General features: G+C 67.4%; 17 protein-coding genes and 1 tRNA gene. 7 read left to right on the forward strand and 11 right to left on the reverse strand.

All coding sequences use genetic code 11. The features are described from left to right. Nucleotides 1-22 precede the first annotated feature (22 nt). Nucleotides 23-1,015, forward strand: coding sequence for an ABC transporter ATP-binding protein (locus LOS78_RS09805; protein ID WP_230378104.1), 993 nt, complete (start codon nt 23-25; stop codon nt 1,013-1,015). A 9-nt stretch (nt 1,016-1,024) separates the two neighbouring features. Here LOS78_RS09805 and LOS78_RS09810 read toward each other — a convergent pair whose 3' ends face one another. From LOS78_RS09810 to LOS78_RS09840, 7 genes are all read right to left on the reverse strand, one after another. Next, entirely contained in the window at nt 1,025-1,912 is an 888-nt protein-coding gene (locus tag LOS78_RS09810) for a cation diffusion facilitator family transporter (RefSeq protein WP_028713138.1), read from the reverse strand. 219 nt (nt 1,913-2,131) lie between these two features. Continuing rightward, nucleotides 2,132-6,679, reverse strand: a complete 4,548-nt coding sequence (gltB, locus tag LOS78_RS09815) for a glutamate synthase large subunit (RefSeq protein ID WP_230378105.1) — start codon at nt 6,677-6,679, stop codon at nt 2,132-2,134. Beyond that, complete coding sequence (locus tag LOS78_RS09820; protein WP_230378106.1) at nt 6,679-7,386, reverse strand: hypothetical protein; 708 nt, start codon at nt 7,384-7,386, stop codon at nt 6,679-6,681. Before LOS78_RS09820 ends, gltB begins: the two co-directional genes overlap by 1 nt. Nucleotides 7,387-7,453: 67 nt before the next feature. Next, complete coding sequence (locus tag LOS78_RS09825) at nt 7,454-8,947, reverse strand: NAD(P)-dependent oxidoreductase (protein WP_230378107.1); 1,494 nt, start codon at nt 8,945-8,947, stop codon at nt 7,454-7,456. A 150-nt stretch (nt 8,948-9,097) separates the two neighbouring features. Continuing rightward, on the reverse strand, nt 9,098-9,904 hold the full coding sequence (locus tag LOS78_RS09830; RefSeq protein WP_028713134.1) for an undecaprenyl-diphosphate phosphatase: 807 nt from the start codon (nt 9,902-9,904) through the stop codon (nt 9,098-9,100). Continuing rightward, nucleotides 9,901-10,893, reverse strand: coding sequence for a complex I NDUFA9 subunit family protein (locus LOS78_RS09835; RefSeq protein ID WP_230378108.1), 993 nt, complete (start codon nt 10,891-10,893; stop codon nt 9,901-9,903). The genes LOS78_RS09830 and LOS78_RS09835 overlap by 4 nt, the downstream gene beginning before the upstream one ends. Before the next feature lie 31 nt (nt 10,894-10,924). Next, nucleotides 10,925-12,523, reverse strand: a complete 1,599-nt coding sequence (locus LOS78_RS09840) for a GMC oxidoreductase (RefSeq protein WP_036698228.1) — start codon at nt 12,521-12,523, stop codon at nt 10,925-10,927. Between the two features lie 277 nt (nt 12,524-12,800). On the opposite strand from LOS78_RS09840, the gene LOS78_RS09845 reads away from it, so the two are divergent. Both LOS78_RS09845 and LOS78_RS09850 read left to right on the forward strand, forming a co-directional pair. Next, nucleotides 12,801-12,885, forward strand: a tRNA-Leu gene (locus LOS78_RS09845). A gap of 198 nt (nt 12,886-13,083) precedes the next feature. Beyond that, the gene (locus LOS78_RS09850; RefSeq protein ID WP_230378109.1) at nt 13,084-13,524 is read left to right on the forward strand and encodes an NUDIX domain-containing protein; all 441 of its coding nucleotides are present in this window, start codon (nt 13,084-13,086) and stop codon (nt 13,522-13,524) included. A gap of 6 nt (nt 13,525-13,530) precedes the next feature. Here LOS78_RS09850 and LOS78_RS09855 read toward each other — a convergent pair whose 3' ends face one another. Next, nucleotides 13,531-14,802: a PP2C family protein-serine/threonine phosphatase gene (locus LOS78_RS09855; protein ID WP_230378110.1), complete on the reverse strand. Its 1,272-nt coding sequence runs from the start codon at nt 14,800-14,802 to the stop codon at nt 13,531-13,533. Nucleotides 14,803-14,920: 118 nt separating this feature from the next. Here LOS78_RS09855 and LOS78_RS09860 point away from each other — a divergent pair, with 118 nt between their 5' ends. Further along, nucleotides 14,921-15,271: an Hpt domain-containing protein gene (locus LOS78_RS09860; protein WP_028713130.1), complete on the forward strand. Its 351-nt coding sequence runs from the start codon at nt 14,921-14,923 to the stop codon at nt 15,269-15,271. Nucleotide 15,272: 1 nt separating this feature from the next. Here LOS78_RS09860 and LOS78_RS09865 read toward each other — a convergent pair. Continuing rightward, nucleotides 15,273-16,054, reverse strand: a protein-coding gene (locus LOS78_RS09865; RefSeq protein WP_085999836.1) for an IS5 family transposase whose coding sequence is annotated in 2 segments (ribosomal slippage) — nt 15,273-15,712 and nt 15,712-16,054 — 783 coding nt in all. Because the reading frame shifts where the segments join, the coding sequence is not laid out codon by codon here. 83 nt (nt 16,055-16,137) lie between these two features. Then, on the reverse strand, nt 16,138-17,376 hold the full coding sequence (gene ilvA / locus LOS78_RS09870; RefSeq protein ID WP_230378111.1) for a threonine ammonia-lyase IlvA: 1,239 nt from the start codon (nt 17,374-17,376) through the stop codon (nt 16,138-16,140). A gap of 178 nt (nt 17,377-17,554) precedes the next feature. Between ilvA and LOS78_RS09875 the strand changes: the two genes are divergently transcribed. The 3 genes from LOS78_RS09875 to mog all read left to right on the forward strand — a co-directional run bounded on the left by LOS78_RS09875 (nt 17,555) and on the right by mog (nt 20,071). Then, nucleotides 17,555-18,781 (forward strand): argininosuccinate synthase, encoded by a 1,227-nt coding sequence (locus tag LOS78_RS09875; protein WP_230378112.1) that lies wholly within the window; start codon nt 17,555-17,557, stop codon nt 18,779-18,781. A 222-nt stretch (nt 18,782-19,003) separates the two neighbouring features. Next, nucleotides 19,004-19,483, forward strand: coding sequence for a VOC family protein (locus LOS78_RS09880; RefSeq protein ID WP_036714055.1), 480 nt, complete (start codon nt 19,004-19,006; stop codon nt 19,481-19,483). A gap of 42 nt (nt 19,484-19,525) precedes the next feature. Further along, complete coding sequence (gene mog, locus LOS78_RS09885; RefSeq protein ID WP_230378113.1) at nt 19,526-20,071, forward strand: molybdopterin adenylyltransferase; 546 nt, start codon at nt 19,526-19,528, stop codon at nt 20,069-20,071. Here the strand turns inward: mog and LOS78_RS09890 are convergent. Next, a complete protein-coding gene (locus LOS78_RS09890) occupies nt 20,046-20,660 on the reverse strand; it encodes a nucleoside/nucleotide kinase family protein (RefSeq protein WP_230378114.1) in 615 nt (204 codons plus the stop codon). The genes mog and LOS78_RS09890 overlap by 26 nt on opposite strands. Between the last annotated feature and the right edge of the window lie 23 nt (nt 20,661-20,683).

Genomic DNA, 20,683 nt, shown 5'->3' on the forward strand with positions numbered 1-20,683 from the left:
GTCTTGCAGCAAGGAGATCCCGATGGGAGCCCTGACCCTTACCCAAGTCACCAAGTCCTTCGGCGCCACCCAGGTCATCAAGGGCGTCGACCTGAAGGTCGAGGATGGCGAGTTCTGCGTCTTCGTCGGCCCCTCGGGCTGCGGCAAGTCCACGCTTCTGCGCATGATCGCCGGGCTCGAGGATGTGACCTCGGGCGACGTGACCATCGACGGCGCGCGCGTGAACGACCTGGCCCCGGCCCGGCGCGAGATCGCCATGGTGTTCCAGAGCTATGCGCTTTATCCGCACCTGACCGTGCGCGACAACATGGGGCTGGCGCTGAAACAGGCCGGAACGCCCCGCGCGCAGATCGAGGCGGCGACCGGGAAGGCGGCCGAGATGCTGGCGCTGGACCATCTGCTGGAGCGGCGCCCGGCCGAGCTGTCGGGCGGCCAGCGCCAGCGCGTCGCCATCGGCCGCGCCATCGTGAGGCGGCCCAAGCTGTTCCTGTTCGACGAGCCGCTGTCGAACCTCGACGCCGCGCTGCGCGTGCAGACCCGGATCGAGATCGCCCGGCTGCATCGCGAGCTGGGCGCGACGATGATCTATGTCACCCATGACCAGGTCGAGGCGATGACGCTTGCCGACAAGATCGTCGTCCTGCGCGGCGGCGTGGTCGAGCAGGTGGGCCGGCCGATGGACCTGTATAACGACCCCGACAACACCTTCGTCGCCGGCTTCATCGGCAGCCCGCAGATGAATTTCCTGGATGCCGGCAAGCTGGGCCTGCGCTCGGACAGGCTGGGCATCCGCCCCGAGCATCTGGTGCCCGGCGGCGGGCAGATCAGCGGCCGCGTCAGCCATGTCGAGAAGCTGGGGGGCGAGACGCTGGTCTATCTTTCCTCGGAGGACCACGGCCTCTTGACCGTGCGGCTGTTCGGCGAGCAGGACTATGCCGTGGACGAGGTGGTGGGCCTGGGCTTCGAGCCGAACCGCGCCTTTCATTTCGACGCCGAGGGCCGGCGGCTGCGCTAGATCACTGTGCTAGATCACCAGGACGCCGGAATGCTTGGCCTTGTGCTCGGGCTCGACATGGATGGTGATCAGCGCCTCGGGCAGCTTGCGCTTCAGCGCCTGCTCGATGCGGTCGCAGATGTCGTGGGCGGCATCGACGGTCGTCTGGCCGTCCACCACCAGGTGGAAGTCGATGAAGGTGCGCGGCCCGGCATGGCGGGTGCGCAGGTCATGCGCCTCGATGGCGCCGGTGGCGGCGTCCGAGATGGTGGCGCGGATATCGGCCAGCGTGTCCTCGGACACCGCCTCGTCCATCAGACCCGAGAGCGAGCTGGTCATCACCTTCCAGCCCGACCACAGGATGTTCAGCGCGACCAGCGCCGCCAGCGCCGGGTCCAGCACCGCCCAGCCGGTCACGACCGCCAGCGCCACCCCGGCCACCACGCCCACCGACGAGATCACGTCCGACAGCAGGTGACGCCCGTCCGCGACCAGCGCCGGCGATTTCAGCCGGCGCCCGCGGCTGACCAGCACCCAGCACCACAGCCCGTTCAGCACGCTGGCCAGGCCGTTGACCAGCAGCCCCTCCAGCGGCGCATCCAGCATGCGCGGGTTCTGGAAGCCGTGATACGCCTCACGCAGGATCAGCAGCGCGGCGACGATGATCATCACCCCCTCCAGCACGGCGCTGAAGAATTCCGCCTTGTGATGGCCATAGGGGTGGTCCCGGTCGGCGGGCTTGGCGGCGACGCGGATGGCGATCAGCGCGGCGACGGCGGTGGCGACGTTCACCGTGCTTTCCAGCGCGTCCGAAAGCAGCGCGACCGAGCCGGTCAGCCACCAGGCGAAGCTCTTGAGCGCCAGCACGACCAGGCCGACAAGGATGCTGCCGAGGGCGATCTTTTCGGTCGCGGACATGGGCGCTTCCTTTTCCGAATCCGTCGCGCGGGGGTTTAGCCGCGATTGCAAGGCGGGCCAACCGCCATCGCGGAAAAAGGCCGCATCATGGCGGTGCGGGCCGGTCCAGCGGCGCAGCCCGGCAATCGCCGCCGATTCCCCGCCGCAGGAGCCGCGATTCACCGCCCCGAAACGAAACGGGGGCCGCAAGGGCCCCCGCTGTCGTCATCCGCGCTGCGTTTACTCTGCCGGCACCGCCGCCAGATCCTCGACCGGGGCGATGGGATGCTTCAGATGCGGCAGCATCTCCTTGGGGCAGACCTGCAGGAAGTTCAGCTTCTCCTCCTCCCAGTTCTGCAGGATCTCCTCGGCCCGGCGCGAGCGGGTTTCCTGGTGGTGCCGCTCGATCAGGCCCTTGAGCTCCGCTTCCCAATGCGCCTGCGTCACCGGGCACAGGACCAGCGTTTCGGCATTGATGTAGTCGCGCGCCACGCCCTCGGGGTCATAGAGATAGGCCATGCCCCCGGTCATGCCGGCGCCGAAATTGGCGCCGATCCGGCCCAGGATCACGGCGACGCCGCCGGTCATGTATTCGCAGCCGTTGCTGCCGCAGCCCTCGATCACCACCTTGGCGCCCGAGTTGCGGACGGCAAAACGCTCGCCCGCGCGGCCGGCCGCGAAAAGATGGCCGTCGGTGGCGCCGTAAAGCACGGTATTGCCGATGATGGTGTTCTCGGCCGCGTTCAGCGGGCTGCCCATCGGCGGCCGCACCACGATGGTGCCGCCCGAAAGCCCCTTGCCGACATAGTCGTTGGCATCGCCCGAGACCTCGATCTTCAGTCCGGGCGCAGCGAAGGCGCCCAGCGATTGCCCGGCCGAGCCGGTCAGGCGCACGGTCAGGTGATCGGGCTGCAGCGTGTTGCGCATGCCGAAGGTCTGCACGATCATCGAGCTTGTCCGCGTGCCCACCGTCCGCTGGGTGTTCCTGACCGCATAGGACAGCTGCATCTTCTCGCCATCCGAGAAGAAGCGGCCGGCATCGCGGATGATCTCGGCATCCAGCGTGTCGGGCACGGCGTTGCGCGGCTTCGAGCGGTCGTAGACGATCTTGTCCGAGCCATCGACGGTGATGAGCAGCGGGTTCAGGTCCAGGTCGTCCAGCGACTTGTCGCCCCGGCTGACCTGGGTCAGCAGGTCGGCGCGGCCGATGATCTCGTCCAGCGAACGCGCGCCGATCAGGGCCAGGATCTCGCGCACCTCGGTGGCGTAGAAGGTGATCAGGTTCACCACCTTGTCGGCCGAGCCGTTGAACATCGCGCGCAGCTTCTCGTCCTGGGTGCAGACGCCGACCGGGCAGGTGTTCGACTGGCACTGACGCACCATGATGCAGCCCATGGCGATCAGCGCGGCGGTGCCGATGCCGAATTCCTCGGCCCCCATCATCGCCGCCATGACGATGTCGCGGCCGGTCCGCAACCCGCCGTCGGTGCGCAGCGTGACGCGGTCGCGCAGCCGGTTCATCGCCAGCACCTGATGCGCCTCGGTCAGGCCCATCTCCCACGGCAGGCCGGCGAACTTGATCGAGGTCGCCGGGCTGGCCCCGGTGCCGCCGTTATGGCCCGAGATCAGGATCACGTCGGCCTTGGCCTTGGCCACGCCCGCCGCGATGGTGCCGACACCCGAGGAGGCCACCAGCTTCACGGTGATCTTGGCGCGCGGGTTGATCTGCTTGAGGTCATAGATCAGCTGCGCAAGGTCTTCGATCGAATAGATGTCGTGATGCGGCGGGGGCGAGATCAGCGTCACGCCCTTGGTCGAATGCCGCAGCCGGGCGATCAGGTCGGTGACCTTCATGCCCGGAAGCTGGCCGCCCTCGCCGGGCTTGGCCCCTTGCGCGACCTTGATCTCCAGCTCCTCGCAGGCGTTCAGGTATTCGGCGGTGACGCCGAAGCGGCCCGAGGCGACCTGCTTGATCTTGGCGCAGGGGTTGTCGCCATTCGGCAGCGGGTGGCTGTGCGCCGGGTCCTCGCCGCCCTCGCCCGAGTCGGACTTGGCGCCGATGCGGTTCATGGCGATGTTCAGCGTCATATGCGCCTCGGGCGACAAGGCCCCCAACGACATGCCCGGCGTCACGAAGCGCTTGCGGATCGAGGTGATCGATTCCACCTCCTCCAGCGGCACCGGCTTGCCCAGCGGCTTGATGTCCAGAAGGTCGCGGATATGGATCGGCAGGTTCGCCCGCATCGTGGCGGTGAACTGCTTCCAGATGTCGTAGGACGCCCTTTCGCAGGCCAGCTGCAACAGCCGCATGGTATTGGCTTCCCAGGCGTGCTTTTCGCCCGAGCGGCGCGCCTTGTAGAAGCCGCCCACCGGCAGCAGATCGACCAGCGGCGCGCGGAAGCCCTTGGCATGGGCTTCCTCCAGCTTGGCCTGCAGCCCGTGCAGCCCGATGCCCGAGATGCGCGACTGCATGCCGGGGAAATATTCCGCCACCATGGCGCGGGAAAGCCCCACCGCCTCGAAGTTCAGCCCGCCGCGATAGGAGGACAGGACCGAAATCCCCATCTTGGCCATGATCTTCAGCAGCCCGGCGTCGATGGCCTCGCGATAGCGGGTCATGATGTCGATCAGGTTGCCGTCCAGCAGGCCGCGCTCGATGCGCTCGGCCAGGGTGTCCTGCGCCAGATAGGGGTTCACCGTGGTCGCGCCGCAGCCGATCAGCACCGCGAAATCATGCGGGTCCACGCATTCCGAGGCCCGCACGTTCAACGAGCAGAAGGTCCGCAGCCCCTTGCGGGTCAGCCAGCTGTGCACGGCGCTGGTCGCCAGGATCATCGGCACGCCGATGCGGTCGGCCGAGATGCCCTCGTCGGTCAGGATGATATGGCCGTTGCCGGAACGCACGGCATCCTCGGCCTCGGCGCGGATGCGCGCCAGCGCCTCGGCCAGGGCGTCCGGCCCGCCATCGACGGCGAAGGTGCAGTCGATCTGCGTCGCCTGGCCCTCGAACATGCGGGTCAGCTCCTCGAACTCGCCATTCGCGAGGAAGGGGCTTTCCAGCATGGTGATCTCGGCATGGGTCGAGCTTTCCTCAAGCACGTTCTTGAGGTTGCCGAAGCGGGTGCGCAGGCTCATCACCCGGCTTTCGCGCAAGGAGTCGATGGGCGGGTTCGTCACCTGGCTGAAGTTCTGCCGGAAGTAATGCGACAGCGGCCGGAACTGGCGCGACAGCACGGCGGGCGGCGTGTCGTCGCCCATCGAGGCCAGCGCCTCCTTGGCGTCCTCGGCCATCGGCACCAGCATCTGCTCGACCAGCTCGACGGTATAGCCGACCGCGATCTGGCGGCGGTGCAGCTCTTCGCCGGCGTAAAGCGCGGTCTCGGGCAGCTTCGCCATCAGTTCCGAGGGCTGCACCACCTTTTCCACCCAGTCGCCGAAGGGTTGGCTGGCAGCCAGATGGTCCTTGATCTCGCGGTCGTGGTAAAGCTTGCCCTCGGCCATGTCGACGGCGATCATCTGGCCTGGCCCCAGCGCGCCCTTTTCGCGCACGGTGGTTTCGTCGACCGGGACCATGCCGGCCTCGGACCCGGCGATCAGCAGGTTGTCGCCGGTCACGACATAGCGCAGCGGCCGCAACCCGTTGCGGTCCAGCCCGCCGCAGACCCAGCGCCCGTCGGTCATCGCCAGCGCGGCGGGGCCGTCCCAGGGCTCCATGATCGAGTTGCAATAGGCATACATGTCCGCCCAGGCCTTGGGCATGTCGGTGGTGGCCTTGGACCAGGCTTCCGGCACCAGGATGGTCTTGGTCATCGGCGCGTTGCGGCCAGAGCGCACCAGCACCTCGAACACCGCGTCCAGCGCCGCCGAGTCGGACGAGCCGCCGGGGATGATCGGCTTGATGTCCTCGGCCATCTCGCCGAAGGTCCGCGAGGCCATGCGGATCTCGTGGCTGCGCATCCAGTTCGAGTTGCCCTTGAGCGTGTTGATCTCGCCGTTATGGGCCAGCATGCGGAAGGGCTGCGCCAGCCACCATTGCGGGAAGGTGTTGGTCGAATAACGCTGGTGATAGATGGCGAAGGCGCTCTCGAAGCGTTCGTCCTTGAGGTCGGGATAGAATTCGGCCACCTGCTCGGCCAGCATCATGCCCTTGTAGATGATGCTGCGGCACGACAGCGTGCAGATATACATGCCGGCGATCTGCGCCGCCACCGCCGCCTTCTCGATCCGGCGGCGGATGATGTAGAGCTCGCGCTCGAACTGCTCGTCGTCGATGTCCTTGTCGCAGCGGATCAGGATCTGCTCGATCTCGGGGCGGGTGGCGTTGGCCTTTTCGCCCAGGACCGCGGTGTTCACCGGCACGTGCCGCCAGCCATAGATGTAATGGCCCATGCGCAGCACTTCGGATTCCACGATGGTCCGGCAGCGTTCCTGCGCGGCGAAATCGGTGCGCGGCAGGAACACCTGGCCCACGGCGATCAGCTTGTCATGGTCGGGCTCGTGCCCGGTGCGGCGGACCTGGTCGTAGAAGAAGGGCACCGGGATCTGCACATGGATGCCGGCGCCGTCGCCGGTCTTGCCGTCCGCGTCCACGGCGCCGCGATGCCAGATCGCCTTCAGCGCGTTGATGCCGCTTTCCACCACCTTGCGGCTGGCCTTGCCGTCGATGCTGACGACCAGGCCGACGCCGCAGGACGAATGCTCGTCCTCGGCACGGTAGAGCGAATGTTCCGCCATCCAGTCGCGGCGGGCCTGTTCCTGCTGTTCCCAGCTCATCTGTTCACAGTCCATCACGTCCGTGCCTCCTTCATAAGCTGCCACAGGATGCCGGCGCCTTCGCCGCCCACCATCTGCAGGTCGCAATCATATTCCGGCGTGGTCGAGCCGAAGCCGGGCTGCCCCGGGAACGAGAACGTCACCGGGCTGTCGTTGGTCTGCTGCACGGCGCCGGTCCAGTCCTCGGAGGTCTCGACGCCGCCATAGAACCGCCCTTGCGCGCGGCTGACGAATTGCTGGCCCCGGCGCCGGATCAGCACCTGGCCGGATTCGCTGTAGGTGGTCAGCTCGAAGCGCGTGACCTCCAGCGACACGCCACCGATCTGCACCGTCTCGCCGGTCAGCTCGTCCTGGCCGACATGGCGCAGCCGCTCGCCGCTGTTCGAGCGGGTCCAGAAGTCGAAATCGTCCCGGCCCGTGTCCAGCAGCGTGCTGAACGAGGCGTGGTCCTCGGCCTCGTCCTCCAGCACGTCGGTCAGGCCGCTGCGCAGGTCGGTGCTTTCCATCCAGCGCGTCTCGCGGTCGATGCGCGACTGGAAGGTCGGGCCCTCGGCGGTGAAATAGGTCACCCACTGGTCGCCCGGCGCATCGGCGCTGCACCGATAATGCTGCGAGACGCTGCAGCCGCGGTTCTGCACCGTCACCTCGAGCTTGCAGCCCGAGGGCGGGGTGAAATTCGCCGCGGCGGCAGGCAGCGGCAGAAAGGTCAGCAAGATTGCCATTCCTGCCGCCAGCGCCGCGCGGCGCGTTGCGGGATTGATGCTTGGTCCAGACGCCATGGCCACACCCCTATTCGGCGGCGACGCGGGCGGCGCCCGAAAGATAGCCGGCGATGCTGTCGGCAGCCTCGCGGCCGTCGCGGATCGCCCAGACCACCAGCGAGGCGCCGCGCACGATGTCGCCCACGGCAAAGACGCCGGGCAGGCTGGTCTGATGCGTCTGGTAATCGGCCTTGATCGTGCCCCAGCGCGTCACTTCCAGCCCCTCGACGCCCCAGAGCCGCGGCAGCTCCTCGGGCTCGAAGCCCAGGGCCTTGATGACCAGCTCGGCCGGCTCGTCGTAATCGGCGCCCTCGATCAGTTCGGGCGACTGCCGGCCCGAGACGTCCGGCGCGCCCAGCCGCATCTTCTGCACCCGCACGGCGCTGATGGTCGGGATGTCGCCGGTATCGTCCACGTCGCGTTCCTGCGCCACCATCGCCTCGCCGGTGACATGGCCGGTGAATGCGCCGGGGGCCGAGAGCCAGACGAATTCGACGCCCTCCTCCTCGGCGTTCTGCACCTCGCGCTGGCTGCCGGGCATGTTGGCGCGGTCGCGGCGATACAGGCATTTCACCGATTGCGCGCCCTGGCGGATGGCGGTGCGCACGCAATCCATGGCGGTGTCGCCGCCGCCGATGACCACGACGCGCTTGCCCTTGGCGTTCAGCTCGCCATCCTCGTAATCGGGGATCTCATCGCCCAGATCGACCCGGTTCGAGGCGGTCAGGTAGTCCAGCGCCCGCACCACGCCCTTGGCGGCGGCATTGTCGATGTCCAGGTCGCGGGTCTTGTAGACGCCGGTCGCGATCAGCACCGCATCATGCTTGCCGCGGATGGCGTCGAAGCTGATATCCTTGCCGACATTGATGTTCAGCACGAAATCCACGCCGCCCTCGGCCAGTTGCCGGGTGCGCCGCTCGACCACCTGCTTTTCCAGCTTGAAACCGGGAATGCCATAGATCAGCAGCCCGCCGGCGCGGTCGTGGCGGTCGTAGACCGTGACCTGGAAGCCCATGCGGCGCAGCCGGTCTGCGGCGGCAAGCCCCCCCGGGCCGGCGCCGATGATGCCGATGGATTCCGGGCGCTCCTGCATGGGGACGACGGGGGTGATCCAGCCCTCTTCCCAGGCGGTGTCGGTGATGTATTTCTCGATGGCGCCGATGGTGACGGTGCCGTGGCCGGACTGTTCGATGACGCAATTGCCTTCGCACAGCCGGTCCTGAGGGCAGATGCGGCCGCAGATCTCGGGGAAGGTGTTGGTTTCCTGGCTGCGCAGATAGGCCTCCTGCACGCGGCCCTCGGCGGTCAGGCGCAGCCAGTCGGGGATGTTGTTGTGCAGCGGGCAATGGCTCTGGCAATAGGGCACGCCGCATTGGCTGCAGCGGCTGGCCTGTTCCTTGGCCTTGGCCTCGGCGAATTCGCGATAGATCTCGTGAAAGTCTTCCGAGCGGGATGCCGCGTCACGTTTCTCGGGCATCTCGCGCCCGATGGTGACGAATTTGAGCATCTTCTGCGTGGCCATGGCTGCGCGTCCTTCGATGACGAGGGTGTTCACAGCCTGATAAGTCAGGCTGCCGCCAAAGAAAAGTCAGCAGAGTTGACCTAATTAACGATTTCCGGCTCTTGGGTTAAAAAATCCATGCTGCAAATGCGAAAAATAGGTCAGCATAGTTTACCAACCTGCCTGCAAAGCCAGCAGAACTGCGGCTCCGACCACGATTCGCCACCAGGCGAAGAAGCCGTAGCCGTAGGTCGAGACATAGTTCAGCAGCCCGCGCACCACGACGACGGCGGCCAGGAAGGCGCAGAAGAAGCCGATCACGATGTTCCCGGTCGCTGTCGCGTCCAGGATGTCGCGGTTCTTGTAGAGGTCATAGACGAAGGCGCCCAGCATCGTCGGCATCGACAGGAAAAAGCTGAACTCGGCCGCGGAACGCTTGTCCGCGCCCAGAAGCAGGGCGCCCACGATGGTCGCGCCCGAACGCGAGACGCCGGGGATCATCGCCAGGCACTGGATGAAGCCGATCTTGACCGCCATGGGCAGCGGGAAGTCCTCGGCCGAGAAATAGCGCGGCCGGTTCGCCATCCGGTCCACGAACAGCAGCACCACGCCGCCGACGATCAGCATGACCGCGATCAGGCCGGGGGTCTCGAACAGGACCTCCTTGATGATGCGGTGCGCCAGCACGCCGATCACCACGGCGGGCAGGAAGGCCAGCAGGACGGCCAGGATGAAGCGCCGCGCGCGCGGGTCCTGCGGCGCGCTGGTGAAGATCCGCCACAGCCGCCCGGCATAGACGCCGAGGATGGCCATGATCGCGCCCAGCTGGATCAGCACCTCGAAGGCGCGGCCGGGCGAATCGAAGCCGAGGAAATGCCCGGCCAGCAGCACATGGCCGGTCGAGGACACGGGGATGAACTCCGTCAGCCCCTCCAGCAGACCCAGGGCGACGGCAACAAGGGTGTTGTGGTCCATCAGCTGTTGCGCAGGTTCTTCGCCGAGGCGGTGATCGCCTCATATTGTCCCGAGGGGCGGAAGCGCCACAGATAGCCTTCGATGACGGCGGGGGCGGCGGTCGGCTCGATGCCCAGGTCGGCGAAGGTCTTGGCCTGGCCCGAGACCCGGTTCGGCAGGCGCAGCAGCCGCGCCTGGTCCCGGGTCATGATGCGGTTGGTCAGCAGCCCGCCGGTGACGGTCTGCACGCCGTCCAGCACCGTTCCCATCACGCGGCTCAGCCAATGCGGCAGGCCGATGACGGCGCGGCGGCGCCCGATGGCGGTCAGCACCTGCTGCGCGATCTCGCGCATCGTCAGGACGTCCGGCCCGCCCAGTTCGTAGATGCCGGGCTGCGCCTCGCCCGCGGCGGCCATGGCGGCGGCGCGCGCCACGTCATCGACATAGACCGGCTGCATCGGCGTATTCGCGCCCGGTACCAGCAGGATCGGGCCCAGCCGCGTCATCGCGGCGAGGCGGTTGTAGAAATGATCGTCCGGCCCGAACATGACCGAGGGCCGCAGGATCACCGCATCGGGGCGATGCGCCAGCACCGCGGCCTCGCCCCGGCCCTTGGAGGCGGCATAGCGGCTTTCCGAATCCGCATCCGCGCCGATGGCCGAGACATGCACGAACTGCTTCACCCCGGTCTCGGCGGCGATGCGGGCGACGCGGCCCGCCGCCTCCTCATGGATGGCGTCGAAGGTGTTCTTGCCCTCGCGCACCATGATGCCGACGCAGTTGATGACCGCATCCGCATCGGCCATGCAGGCGGTCACCGACAGGTCGTCGCGGATGTTGCAGGGCACCGGCTCGACCTGGCCGGGCGCGCCATAGGTGCGCACGACGCCGGCCTCGTTCGGGCGGCGGACGGCGACGCGGATGCGCCAGCCCTGCGCGGCCATGATCCGGGCGATCTGCCGGCCCAGGAATCCGGACCCGCCATAGATGGTGACCAGCTTGGCTGCGGACATGCGGCGCTCCCTTCGTGGCTTGCTTGATCGTTCAATACCCAAGGCTTCCGCCAGCGGCAAGCCGTGGCCGCAGTCCTGCGACGATCGCGTCCGCCACCCGCAGCGCATTGGCGGCGATGGTCAGGCTGGGATTGACCCCGTTCGAGGTCGGCATGAACGAGGAATCGGCCACGAAGAGATTGTCGACGCCATGCATCCGGCAATCGCGGTCCAGAACGCTGCTGGCGGGATCGTCGCCAAAGCGCAGCGTGCCGCAGGGATGGGCGAAGTTCAGCTGCGGCGCGCTGCCCATGAACATCGCCCGATGCGGGCGGAAGGCCGCGCGCATCGCCTTGCGGAAGGCGGCCCGCCGGCCGCGCAGCTCGTCCGAGATGTCGTAGCGGAAGCGCAGCCGGTCGGGGTCCTGCGGATCGGGCAGGACGCGGTTATGCGCATAGGGCAGGTCCTCGAGCACGCCCACGAACAGCTTGGCATTGCCCAGCATCCGCGCCGCGACCAGGGCGGGAAAGCGCAGCCCGTGCCGCAGTGGCCGGATGCGGCGCAGCGGCGACTGGTCGAAGCGGCCGTTCAGCGCGTGCAGGATCTCGCCATAGCCGGCCGTCAGCCCCATGGATTGCACGGTGCCGAACCGCTGGCCGTTGATGAAATACAGGTCGCGCATGCTGATCGAGCGCGAGGCGCCGGTCTCGTCCCGGCCCTGTCCGGCCCAGATGGCGATGATCTCGCTGAGGTGGAACATCAGGTTGCGGCCGACCAGGCCGTTGCGGTTGCCCAGCCCCCGGGGCCAGGCCTCGCCGGCCGAACGCAAGAGCAGCGAGGGCGAGCCCAGCCCGCCCGCCGCCAGCACATAGGTCCGGGCGCGCAGGGTGAATTCCTGCCCGTCGCGGCGGCAGGTGACGCCCTGGACCTGCTGGCCGTCGGCCTCGATCCGGGTCACCGAACAGCGGTCGATCAGCGCGGCGCGACCGGTCTCGATCGCCGGCAGCACCCCGGCCGAGCGGCCGTCCATCTTGCAGCGCCGCGGGCAGCGCCGGCCGAAGCAGCTCTCGCAGCCCGGCAGGAAGCGCGCCGCCATATGCGTGCGATAGGGATGCATGCCCGACCGGCGCAGCGCCGCCATCAGCGCCGCGTCCGAAGCCGGCAGCGGCAGGATCGGCGGCAGCAGCTCGGCCCCCGCGGGGGCAAGCGGATCGACCTCGCCGTTGATATGGAAATATTTCTCGGCCAGCGAGAACCAGGGCAGCATCTCGTCATAGCCGACCGGCCAGCCGCCGGTCGGGTGCGGCAGCGCCTCGGTCGTGTCCAGGTCGTGCCGCTCGGGACGCTCCAGCGTCGCCGCGTAATAGGCCGAGGTGCCACCCACCCCGGTGCCGATCATGCCGTCAAGCTCGCACCAGGCGCCGTCCAGCTTGGCCTCGAGCATGCAGGGCCAGGCGCCGTTGGCCATCCGCGCCTCGGGATCGCGGGTCTCGATCCCAAGCGCGGGCAGGGGGGCGTCGCCCAGGTCGGGCCCTTTTTCCAGGTAGAGCACGGAAAGCCCCGCCTCGGCCAGGCGCCGGCCCGCGGTTCCCCCGCCGATCCCCGTGCCGATCACGATGGCGTCCCATTCGCGGGTCTTGAGGTCGTCCATGGAAAAATTCCGTTTATCAGAGCACTGGCAACAAATGACTTCCTGTGAAGGGTTTCTAGTCCCGGGCGCTTCCCGGCAGCAACCTGACCGAAAGGATAGGATATCGCCCGCTGCGGTTGTGGACGGCGTTCGATGCGGCGCGGCGGGCCGCGGCTGGCGAAAGAATATCGCGACCCGCGCGGCGGCGCGGAAAAAAGATTCGGGTGGGCGAAGATTTTTGTTGCCCCCCCGTTGACACCCCCCGCGGCTGGGCTTAATCACCCGGCTCACGCGACCTGCCCAGGTGGCGGAATTGGTAGACGCGCACGGTTCAGGTCCGTGTGCCGCAAGGCGTGGAGGTTCGAGTCCTCTCCTGGGCACCATGATACAAAAGCCGCGCAAGCCCTTGGGTTTGCGCGGCTTTTGCTTTGACGACAGGGCCGGGCAGGCGGGCCTTGTTGCCTGCGGCGGCGTCGCATGGGTATTTGGGGAACGAAGAAGCCGCCGGCTTTCGGTGCTGGGGTCGCGGCAGCCGGCCCCGACAGGCTTGCAGCATGGGGCGGGGAAGAAAAGGGGCCTGCATGATACCGCGTTTCGGACCGCCGCCCGGACGGCGCGCCTATCGGCTGCGTCCGGGGGCCTATGCGCTGCTGGTCCGCGACGGGGCGGCGCTGCTGACCTTCCAGCAGGCGCCCGCGCCGGAGTTCCAGCTGCCCGGCGGGGGCATCGATCCGGGCGAATCGCCGCTGGCCGCCCTGCATCGCGAGGTCCGCGAGGAGACCGGCTGGAGCATCGGCAATCCGCGCCGCTTCGGTGCCTATCGGCGCTTCTGCTACATGCCGGATTACGGGTTCTGGGCGGAAAAGCTCTGCACCGTCTGGCTGGCGCGGCCGGTCGCCCGTCTGGGCGCGCCAGCCGAGCCGGGGCATGAGGCGCATTGGGTGCCCTTGCCGCGCGTCGCGGCCTTGCTGCCCGATCCGGGATCGCGCGCCATGGTGAGGGCGGCGCTGCGCCGGCGCTGAGGCGGATCAGCCCCAAGGGCCTTGCCCGTCCGGACGCCGCTCGATCAGCACCGCCGAAATGTCGTCGCTGCGCTGGCCGCCGGCATAATGCGCCGCAGACCAGCAGATCGATTCCAGCAGCGCGTCGCCGCGCAGCATGGCATTGGTGCGCAGGATGGCGTGCAGCCCCTCTTCGCCCAGGGGCTCGCCGCGGGGATTCTCACTTTCGGTCAGCCCGTCCGAGCTGATGAACAGCCGGTCGCCGGGGCTCAGGGTCAGCTGCACCTCTTCGTATTCGGCATGGGAAAAGACGCCCACGGGCAGGCCGCCGCCGCCGATGCGCTCGATCCGGCCATCGGCGCGCTGCAGCACCGGATGCGGGTGGCCCGCCTGCACCAGCCGCAGCCGGCCGGTCAGGAAGTCCAGGTCGGCATAGACCATGGTGAAATAGGATTCGGTGCGCAATTCCTCGAGCATCAGCATATTGAGCTGGCGCAGGATCTCGGCGGGCGGGCGGGCGTCGTAGAGCCCCAGCTCGGTGATGCGCAGCGCGATGTTGTGGTCGGTCGCGCCCGAGAGCAGCGCCGCCAGCCGGGCGCTGAGCAGGGCGGCCGCCACGCCATGTCCCGCCACGTCCAGCGCGAACAGCCCGACCCGGCGGGCATTGATCGGGAAGAACCCGACCAGGTCGCCGCCGATATGGCCGGCCGGGCGCATCAGCAGGGACAGGTCGAAATCGCCGTAGCGGCCATGACGTTCCCGCACCAGCCCCTGCTGCAGGCGCTGCGCTTCGCGCAGGTCGCGCTCGATCGCGGCCTGGGTGGCGCGCAATTCGGTCAGCGTGGCGCTGAGCTGGGCATTGGCGTTGCGCAGCCTTTCCTCCATGCGCAGGATGCGTTCGCTGGCGGACAGCCGGGCCAGCAGCTCGGCCCCCGAGACCGGTTTGGTCAGGAATTCGTCGGCGCCGGCGCGCAGCCCGTCGGCAATGTCCTTCTTGTCGTTGCGCGAGGTCAGCAGGATGAAATAGCCGTAGCGGTCCGACTGCATCTCGCGGAAGCGGCGGCAGAAATCCAGCCCGCTCTGCCCCGGCATCATCCAGTCCGAGATCACGATGTCGGGGCGCCGTTCCAGACAGATGCGCATCGCCTCGTCGCCGCTGGCGGCCTCCACCACGTGATAGCCGGCGCGGGTCAGCTGGACCGCCAGGGTGCGCCTTTGCGCCCGGCTGTCATCGACAAGCAGCACCAGCCGCCAGTTATGCGGGATGGAGCTTATTGCATGGCCGTCCAGGATCATCATGCGGACGGTGTAAGCCCGGGCCGCTGAAGGTTCCGTTAATCCGGACAATTTTCGCGATTAACACGTTCTGGATGATTTCCCTGTTATGAATAAGGGGTGATTCTTCCAAGGGTTGTCCATGCTGGATTGGAACCGTATCAACGAGCTGCGCGGCGAAGTCGGCGATGACGAATTCCAGCTGATCCTGGAGCTGTTTCTGGACGAGGTCGAAGGCGTCATCATGCGCCTGTCGCGCCGCGACGCGCTGCGGCTGGAAACCGACCTGCATTTCCTGAAGGGCTGCGCCTGGAATCTGGGTTTCTCGGAATTCGGCAATCTCTGCGACGCGGGCGAGCGCAAGGCCGCCGCCGGCCGGCACGGCGAGGTCGATGTCGAATCGCTGCTGGCCAGCTATTCCGCCTCGAAACAGGCGCTGATGCGTCAGCTGGACGCGGCGTTGCATCCCGGCAAGCGGGCCCGCCATGCCTAGGTCATGTTGACAAATGGCGGAGCCAGAGCCTGATGCAGGCGACGTCGACGAAGCCAAGGAAGCTTTCGGCGGTTTTGTCGTAGCGGGTTGCAAGGCGGCGGCTATTTTTCAGCTTGTTGAAGCAGCGCTCGACCATGTTGCGCAGGGTGTAGATGGTCATGTCGACAGCCTTGCGCACCCTTCGGTTCCTTCGCATCGGTATCATGGGCAGGGCGTTGCGGCTCTCGATGTCTTCCCGAATTTTATCAGAGTCATAGCCCCTGTCGGCGACCAGAACTGCTGGTTGCGGCAGGTTGTCGGCCATCACCATATCATAGCCGGTGTAGTCGGAATCCTGCCCCGGCGTGATCTCGGTCCTCATCGGGAGGCCTGCGCCGTTGACGCGGAGATGGATCTTGGTCGAGAAGCCACCTCTCGAACGGCCAAGAGCCTCTTTCGGAGTCCCCCTTTTGCGCCCGCCGCATGATGATGGGCGCGGATCACAGTGCTATCAACCATCTGGAGCTTGTCTGGCGCGATCCCAGCGTGGTTCAGCGCATCCAGGATATCCTCCCACAGTCCCGCCAAAGTCCAGCGGCGGAACTGACGGTAGACCGAGGACCACTTGCCAAACTCTTCGGGCAGATCGCGCCATGGCGCACCAGTCCTTGCGATCCAGAATATACCATTCAGAACAAGACGATGGTCCGCAGGTTTCCGCCCGTTAGGGTGCCGGACGGCACGAATGAAGCCCTCGAAGAAGGTCCACTCATCGTCGGATATCAGGTTGCGTGCCAAGTTCATCTCCCACGTAGAGATGAGCTTGAATCATAGGACGACTGCCAGAGGAATCCCTTTTGTCAACACGACCTAGCGCCGTGCCGGGATCAGATCAGGAACTCTGCCAGGACCGGGTCGCGGGTGATGTCGCGATAGCCGATCCCCGCCGCGTCCAGCCTTTCGCAGATCCGTTCGAGATTGGCGGGGGCGGTGGTCTCGATGCCGATCAGGACCGAGCCGAAATTGCGCGCCGATTTCTTCAGGTATTCGAAGCGGGCGATATCGTCCTCGGGGCCGAGCAGCTGCAGGAAGTCGCGCAGCGCGCCGGGCCGCTGCGGCATGCGCAGGATGAAATAGCGCTTGAGGCCCGAGAAACGCTGGGCGCGCTCCTTGACCTCGGGCAGGCGCTCGAAATCGAAATTGCCGCCCGAGCAGATGCAGACCACGCGCTTGCCGGCCAGCCCGGGCATGTCGCGCAGCACGTCCACCGCCAGCGCCCCGGCGGGTTCCAGCACGATGCCCTCGATGTTCAGCATCTCCAGCATGGTGGCGCAGATGCGGTCCTCGGGCGCGGTATGGACCCGGTCGGCGCCGAAGCCGGCGAGCGCGCGAAACGGCAGGTCGCCGATCCGCGCCACCGCGGCGCCGTCGACGAAATTGTCCACCGCCGGCAGCGTCACCGGCGTCCCGGCCAGCAGCGCCTCACGCAGGCTGGCGCCGCCCTCGGGCTCGGCGAATTCGGCGCGCGTGCCGGGGGCCAGTTCCGAAAGCAGCCGGGTCACGCCGGCGGCCAGCCCGCCGCCGCCGACCGGCAGCACCACGACATCCGGCGCCTCGCCCAACTGGTCGAGCAGCTCCAGCCCGACCGTGGCCTGTCCCTCGATGATGTCGGCATCGTCGAAGGGCGACAGGAAGGTCGCGTCCTGCGCCCGGGCGAAGTCCTGCGCCGCCGCCAGGGTCTGGTCGAAATAATCGCCGGTCAGCACGATCTCGATGGCGCCGTTGCCGAAGATGCGGGTCTTGTCGATCTTCTGCCTGGGCGTGGTGACGGGCATGAAGATCGTGCCGCGGGCGCCGAAATGCCGGCAGGCAAAGGCCATGCCCTGGGCATGGTTGCCGGCGCTGGCGCAGACGAAATGCCCCTGCGAGCCGGCCCCGATCTTGCGCATGGCGTTGAAGGCGCCGCGCAGCTTGTAGCTGCGCACCGGCGTCAGGTCCTCGCGTTTCAGCCAGATCTCAGCGCCGTATTTCGCCGAGAGGTGGTCGTTCTTCTGCAGGGGCGTCGGCTCGAAGAGGTCGCGCAACGCGATCTCTGCCTGGCGGACAGAGGCGGCAAAGTTTTCCATATATCCGCGAATGGCGCGAAACGGGCGATTTGGCAAGGTGGCTCAGCGGAAAGATCTGTCGCGGGGGCAGAGCAACACGATGAAGCGGCCGCCGCAACCTCGCTCCCGGCAAGGCTCCCCTTGTGACGCCCGGCGAATGCGCCTATTCCCTGCCGAAATTTCACTGGGGGTCATCCGCATGTCCGACGCGCCGAAGAAAGTCGTCCTTGCCTATTCGGGCGGGCTCGACACCTCGATCATCCTGAAATGGCTGCAGACCGAATACGGCTGCGAGGTCATCACCTTCACCGCCGACCTGGGCCAGGGCGAGGAACTGGAACCGGCGCGCCAGAAGGCCGAGCTGCTGGGCATCAAGCCGGAAAACATCCATATCGTCGACGTGCGCGAGGAATTCGTGCGCGATTTCGTCTTCCCGATGTTCCGCGCCAATGCGGTCTACGAGGGGCTCTATCTGCTCGGCACCTCGATCGCCCGGCCGCTGATCTCCAAGCATCTGGTCGAGATCGCGCATCAGCACGGCGCCGATGCCGTCGCCCATGGCGCGACCGGCAAGGGCAACGACCAGGTGCGCTTCGAGCTGTCGGCCTATGCGCTCGACCCGTCGATCAAGGTGATCGCGCCGTGGCGGGAATGGGACCTGACCTCGCGCACCAGGCTGATCGAGTTCGCCGAACAGAACCAGATCCCGATCGCCAAGGACAAACGCGGCGAGGCGCCGTTCAGCGTTGACGCCAACCTGCTGCACACCAGCAGCGAAGGCAAGGCGCTGGAGAACCCGGCCGAAGAGGCGCCCGACTACGTCTATCAGCGCACCGTCAGCCCCGAGGAGGCGCCCGACCAGCCCGAATATGTCGAGATCGGCTTCGAGCGCGGCGACGCGGTGTCGATCAACGGCGAGGCGCTGTCGCCCGCCACCATCCTGACGGCGCTGAACGAATACGGGCGCAAGCATGGCATCGGCCGGCTGGACTTCGTGGAAAACCGCTTCGTCGGCATGAAGTCGCGCGGCATCTACGAGACCCCCGGCGGCACCATCCTGCTGGAAGCGCATCGCGGCATCGAGCAGATCACGCTGGACAGCGGCGCCGGCCATCTCAAGGATTCGATCATGCCGCGCTATGCCGAGCTGATCTATAACGGCTTCTGGTATTCGCCCGAGCGCGAGATGCTGCAGGCCCTGATCGACAAGAGCCAGGAGCACGTCACCGGCACCGTGCGGCTGAAACTCTACAAGGGCGGCGTCCATACCGTCGGCCGCTGGTCGGATCATTCGCTCTACAGCGAAAAGCACGTCACCTTCGAGGACGACGCCGGCGCCTATGACCAGAAGGACGCGGCGGGCTTCATCCGTCTGAACGCGCTGCGTCTGAAGCTGGTGGCGAACCGCAACGCCCGGTTCAAGTAACCGCACCCGCATTGCATGCAAAAGGCCGCGGGCAGGTTCCGCGGCCTTTTCGCTGGCCGATCCGTCCGATGACCCATCGTCCTGGCCGGCTTCTTCGTTCCCCAAAATACCCTCGCCGGAGGCGTCCGCCTCTCGCTCACTGCTCTCCGGCTCCCCCGCCTGGGGAACCGCGACCGCCATGGCGCGTTCGCCCGCAGGCAACGGTCCAGGGAGGAACCGGAAATGACCATGGCCAAGAACACCGTCTGCCTCTGGTATGACAAGGATGCCGAGGCGGCTGCCCGCTTCTATGCCGAGACCTTTCCCGACAGCGCCGTCACCGCGGTGCGCCACGCGCCCAGCGATTTTCCGTCAGGCAAGGCGGGCGATGTGCTGCTGGTCGAGTTCACCGTCGCGGGCATCCCCTGCGTCGGCCTGAACGGCGGCCCGACCTTCCGGCACAGCGAGGCCTTCTCATTCCAGATCGCCACCGACGACCAGGAGGAGACCGACCGCTACTGGGATGCGATCGTCGGCAATGGCGGCCAGGAAAGCGCCTGCGGCTGGTGCAGGGACAGATGGGGCATTTCCTGGCAGATCACGCCGCGCGTGCTGACCGATGCGCTGGCCGCCGGCGGCGACGAGGCGAAACGCGCCTTCGAGGCGATGATGGAGATGACCCGGATCGACGTCGCGGCCATCGAGGCGGCGCGGCGCGGCTGAGCCGCGCTTCCCTTCGCGCGCCGCCTGCGGCAGGATGCGGCCATGACCCAGAACCCCGACCGCCCCGCCCATATCGCCATCGTCACCGTCTCGGACCGCGCCGCCCGCGGCGAATATCAGGACAAGGGCGGGCCGGGGGCCGAGGACTGGCTGCGTGCAACCATCACCTCGCCCATGGACATCACGCGCCGCATCATTCCGGACGGGCGCGAGATCGTCGCCGATTGCCTGCGCGACCTGGCCGACGAACAGGGCGCCGACCTGATCCTGATCACCGGCGGCACCGGCCCGGCCCCGCGCGATCAGACGCCCGAGGCCATGGCCGAGGTGATCGAAAAGGAACTGCCCGGCTTCGGCGAGGAAATGCGCCGCGCCAGCCTGCGCGAGGTGCCGACCGCCATCCTGTCGCGGCAGAGCGCGGGCATCCGCGGCGCGACTCTGATGATCACCATCCCCGGCAAGCCCTCGGCCATCGCCACCTGCCTCGATGCGGTCTTCGCGGCGGTGCCCTATTGCCTCGACCTGATCGGGGCGGCCTATGTGGAAACCGACCCCGCCCGCATCAAGGCGTTCCGGCCGAAGACATAGCCGCCGGCCGGACCAGCAGATCGGCCGGCAGGGATTCGCGCAGCACCAGCTCGGCATTGCCCAGATCGTTCTCCAGATGCGCCATCACCTCGGCCGGCGAACGGCCAAGACCCTGCCAGCGCGCGGTCAGGCGGCGGCGCAGCTCCTCCATCGGCACGTCCAGCATGACCGACAGGTCCCAAAGGCCCGCCAGCTTGCGCCAGGGCGTCCGGTCCAGCAGCAGGTAATTGCCCTCGACCAGCACCAGCCGGGTCGCCGCCTCGACCCGACCGGCCCCGGCGATGGAGAGGTCCAGCCCGCGGTCGAAGACCGGGTGGACCACCTCGCCCCCGGCCTTCAGCCGCTGCACCAGCGCGACGAAGCCCGCCGCGTCGAAGGTCTGGGGCGCGCCCTTGCAGCCGCGCAGCCCCTCCGCTTCCAGCAGCCGGTTGTCCAGATGGAACCCGTCCATCGGCACCAGCGCCGCATCCGCAAGCCCGGCCGCCAGCCGGGCGGCCAGGGTCGATTTCCCCGATCCCGGCGCCCCGACGATGGCGACGATCCGCCGTCCGGGTCCCAGCCCCGCAATCCGGTCCAGTATTTCTCTCATGCGCAAATATCCCGGGGGGAGTC

This window comes from Paracoccus sp. MA (assembly GCF_020990385.1).
Classification (GTDB): Bacteria; Pseudomonadota; Alphaproteobacteria; order Rhodobacterales; family Rhodobacteraceae; genus Paracoccus.

What these genes read in the sequence shown, in the direction of transcription:
- LOS78_RS09805 (WP_230378104.1), top strand. Translation starts at nt 23, where the DNA reads ATGGGAGCCCTGACCCTTACCCAAGTCACCAAGTCCTTCGGCGCCACC.
- LOS78_RS09810 (WP_028713138.1), bottom strand. Translation starts at nt 1,912, where the DNA reads ATGTCCGCGACCGAAAAGATCGCCCTCGGCAGCATCCTTGTCGGCCTG.
- gltB (WP_230378105.1), bottom strand. Translation starts at nt 6,679, where the DNA reads ATGGACTGTGAACAGATGAGCTGGGAACAGCAGGAACAGGCCCGCCGC.
- LOS78_RS09820 (WP_230378106.1), bottom strand. Translation starts at nt 7,386, where the DNA reads ATGGCAATCTTGCTGACCTTTCTGCCGCTGCCTGCCGCCGCGGCGAAT.
- LOS78_RS09825 (WP_230378107.1), bottom strand. Translation starts at nt 8,947, where the DNA reads ATGGCCACGCAGAAGATGCTCAAATTCGTCACCATCGGGCGCGAGATG.
- LOS78_RS09835 (WP_230378108.1), bottom strand. Translation starts at nt 10,893, where the DNA reads ATGTCCGCAGCCAAGCTGGTCACCATCTATGGCGGGTCCGGATTCCTG.
- LOS78_RS09840 (WP_036698228.1), bottom strand. Translation starts at nt 12,523, where the DNA reads ATGGACGACCTCAAGACCCGCGAATGGGACGCCATCGTGATCGGCACG.
- LOS78_RS09850 (WP_230378109.1), top strand. Translation starts at nt 13,084, where the DNA reads ATGATACCGCGTTTCGGACCGCCGCCCGGACGGCGCGCCTATCGGCTG.
- LOS78_RS09855 (WP_230378110.1), bottom strand. Translation starts at nt 14,802, where the DNA reads ATGATGATCCTGGACGGCCATGCAATAAGCTCCATCCCGCATAACTGG.
- LOS78_RS09860 (WP_028713130.1), top strand. Translation starts at nt 14,921, where the DNA reads ATGCTGGATTGGAACCGTATCAACGAGCTGCGCGGCGAAGTCGGCGAT.
- ilvA (WP_230378111.1), bottom strand. Translation starts at nt 17,376, where the DNA reads ATGGAAAACTTTGCCGCCTCTGTCCGCCAGGCAGAGATCGCGTTGCGC.
- LOS78_RS09875 (WP_230378112.1), top strand. Translation starts at nt 17,555, where the DNA reads ATGTCCGACGCGCCGAAGAAAGTCGTCCTTGCCTATTCGGGCGGGCTC.
- LOS78_RS09880 (WP_036714055.1), top strand. Translation starts at nt 19,004, where the DNA reads ATGACCATGGCCAAGAACACCGTCTGCCTCTGGTATGACAAGGATGCC.
- mog (WP_230378113.1), top strand. Translation starts at nt 19,526, where the DNA reads ATGACCCAGAACCCCGACCGCCCCGCCCATATCGCCATCGTCACCGTC.
- LOS78_RS09890 (WP_230378114.1), bottom strand. Translation starts at nt 20,660, where the DNA reads ATGAGAGAAATACTGGACCGGATTGCGGGGCTGGGACCCGGACGGCGG.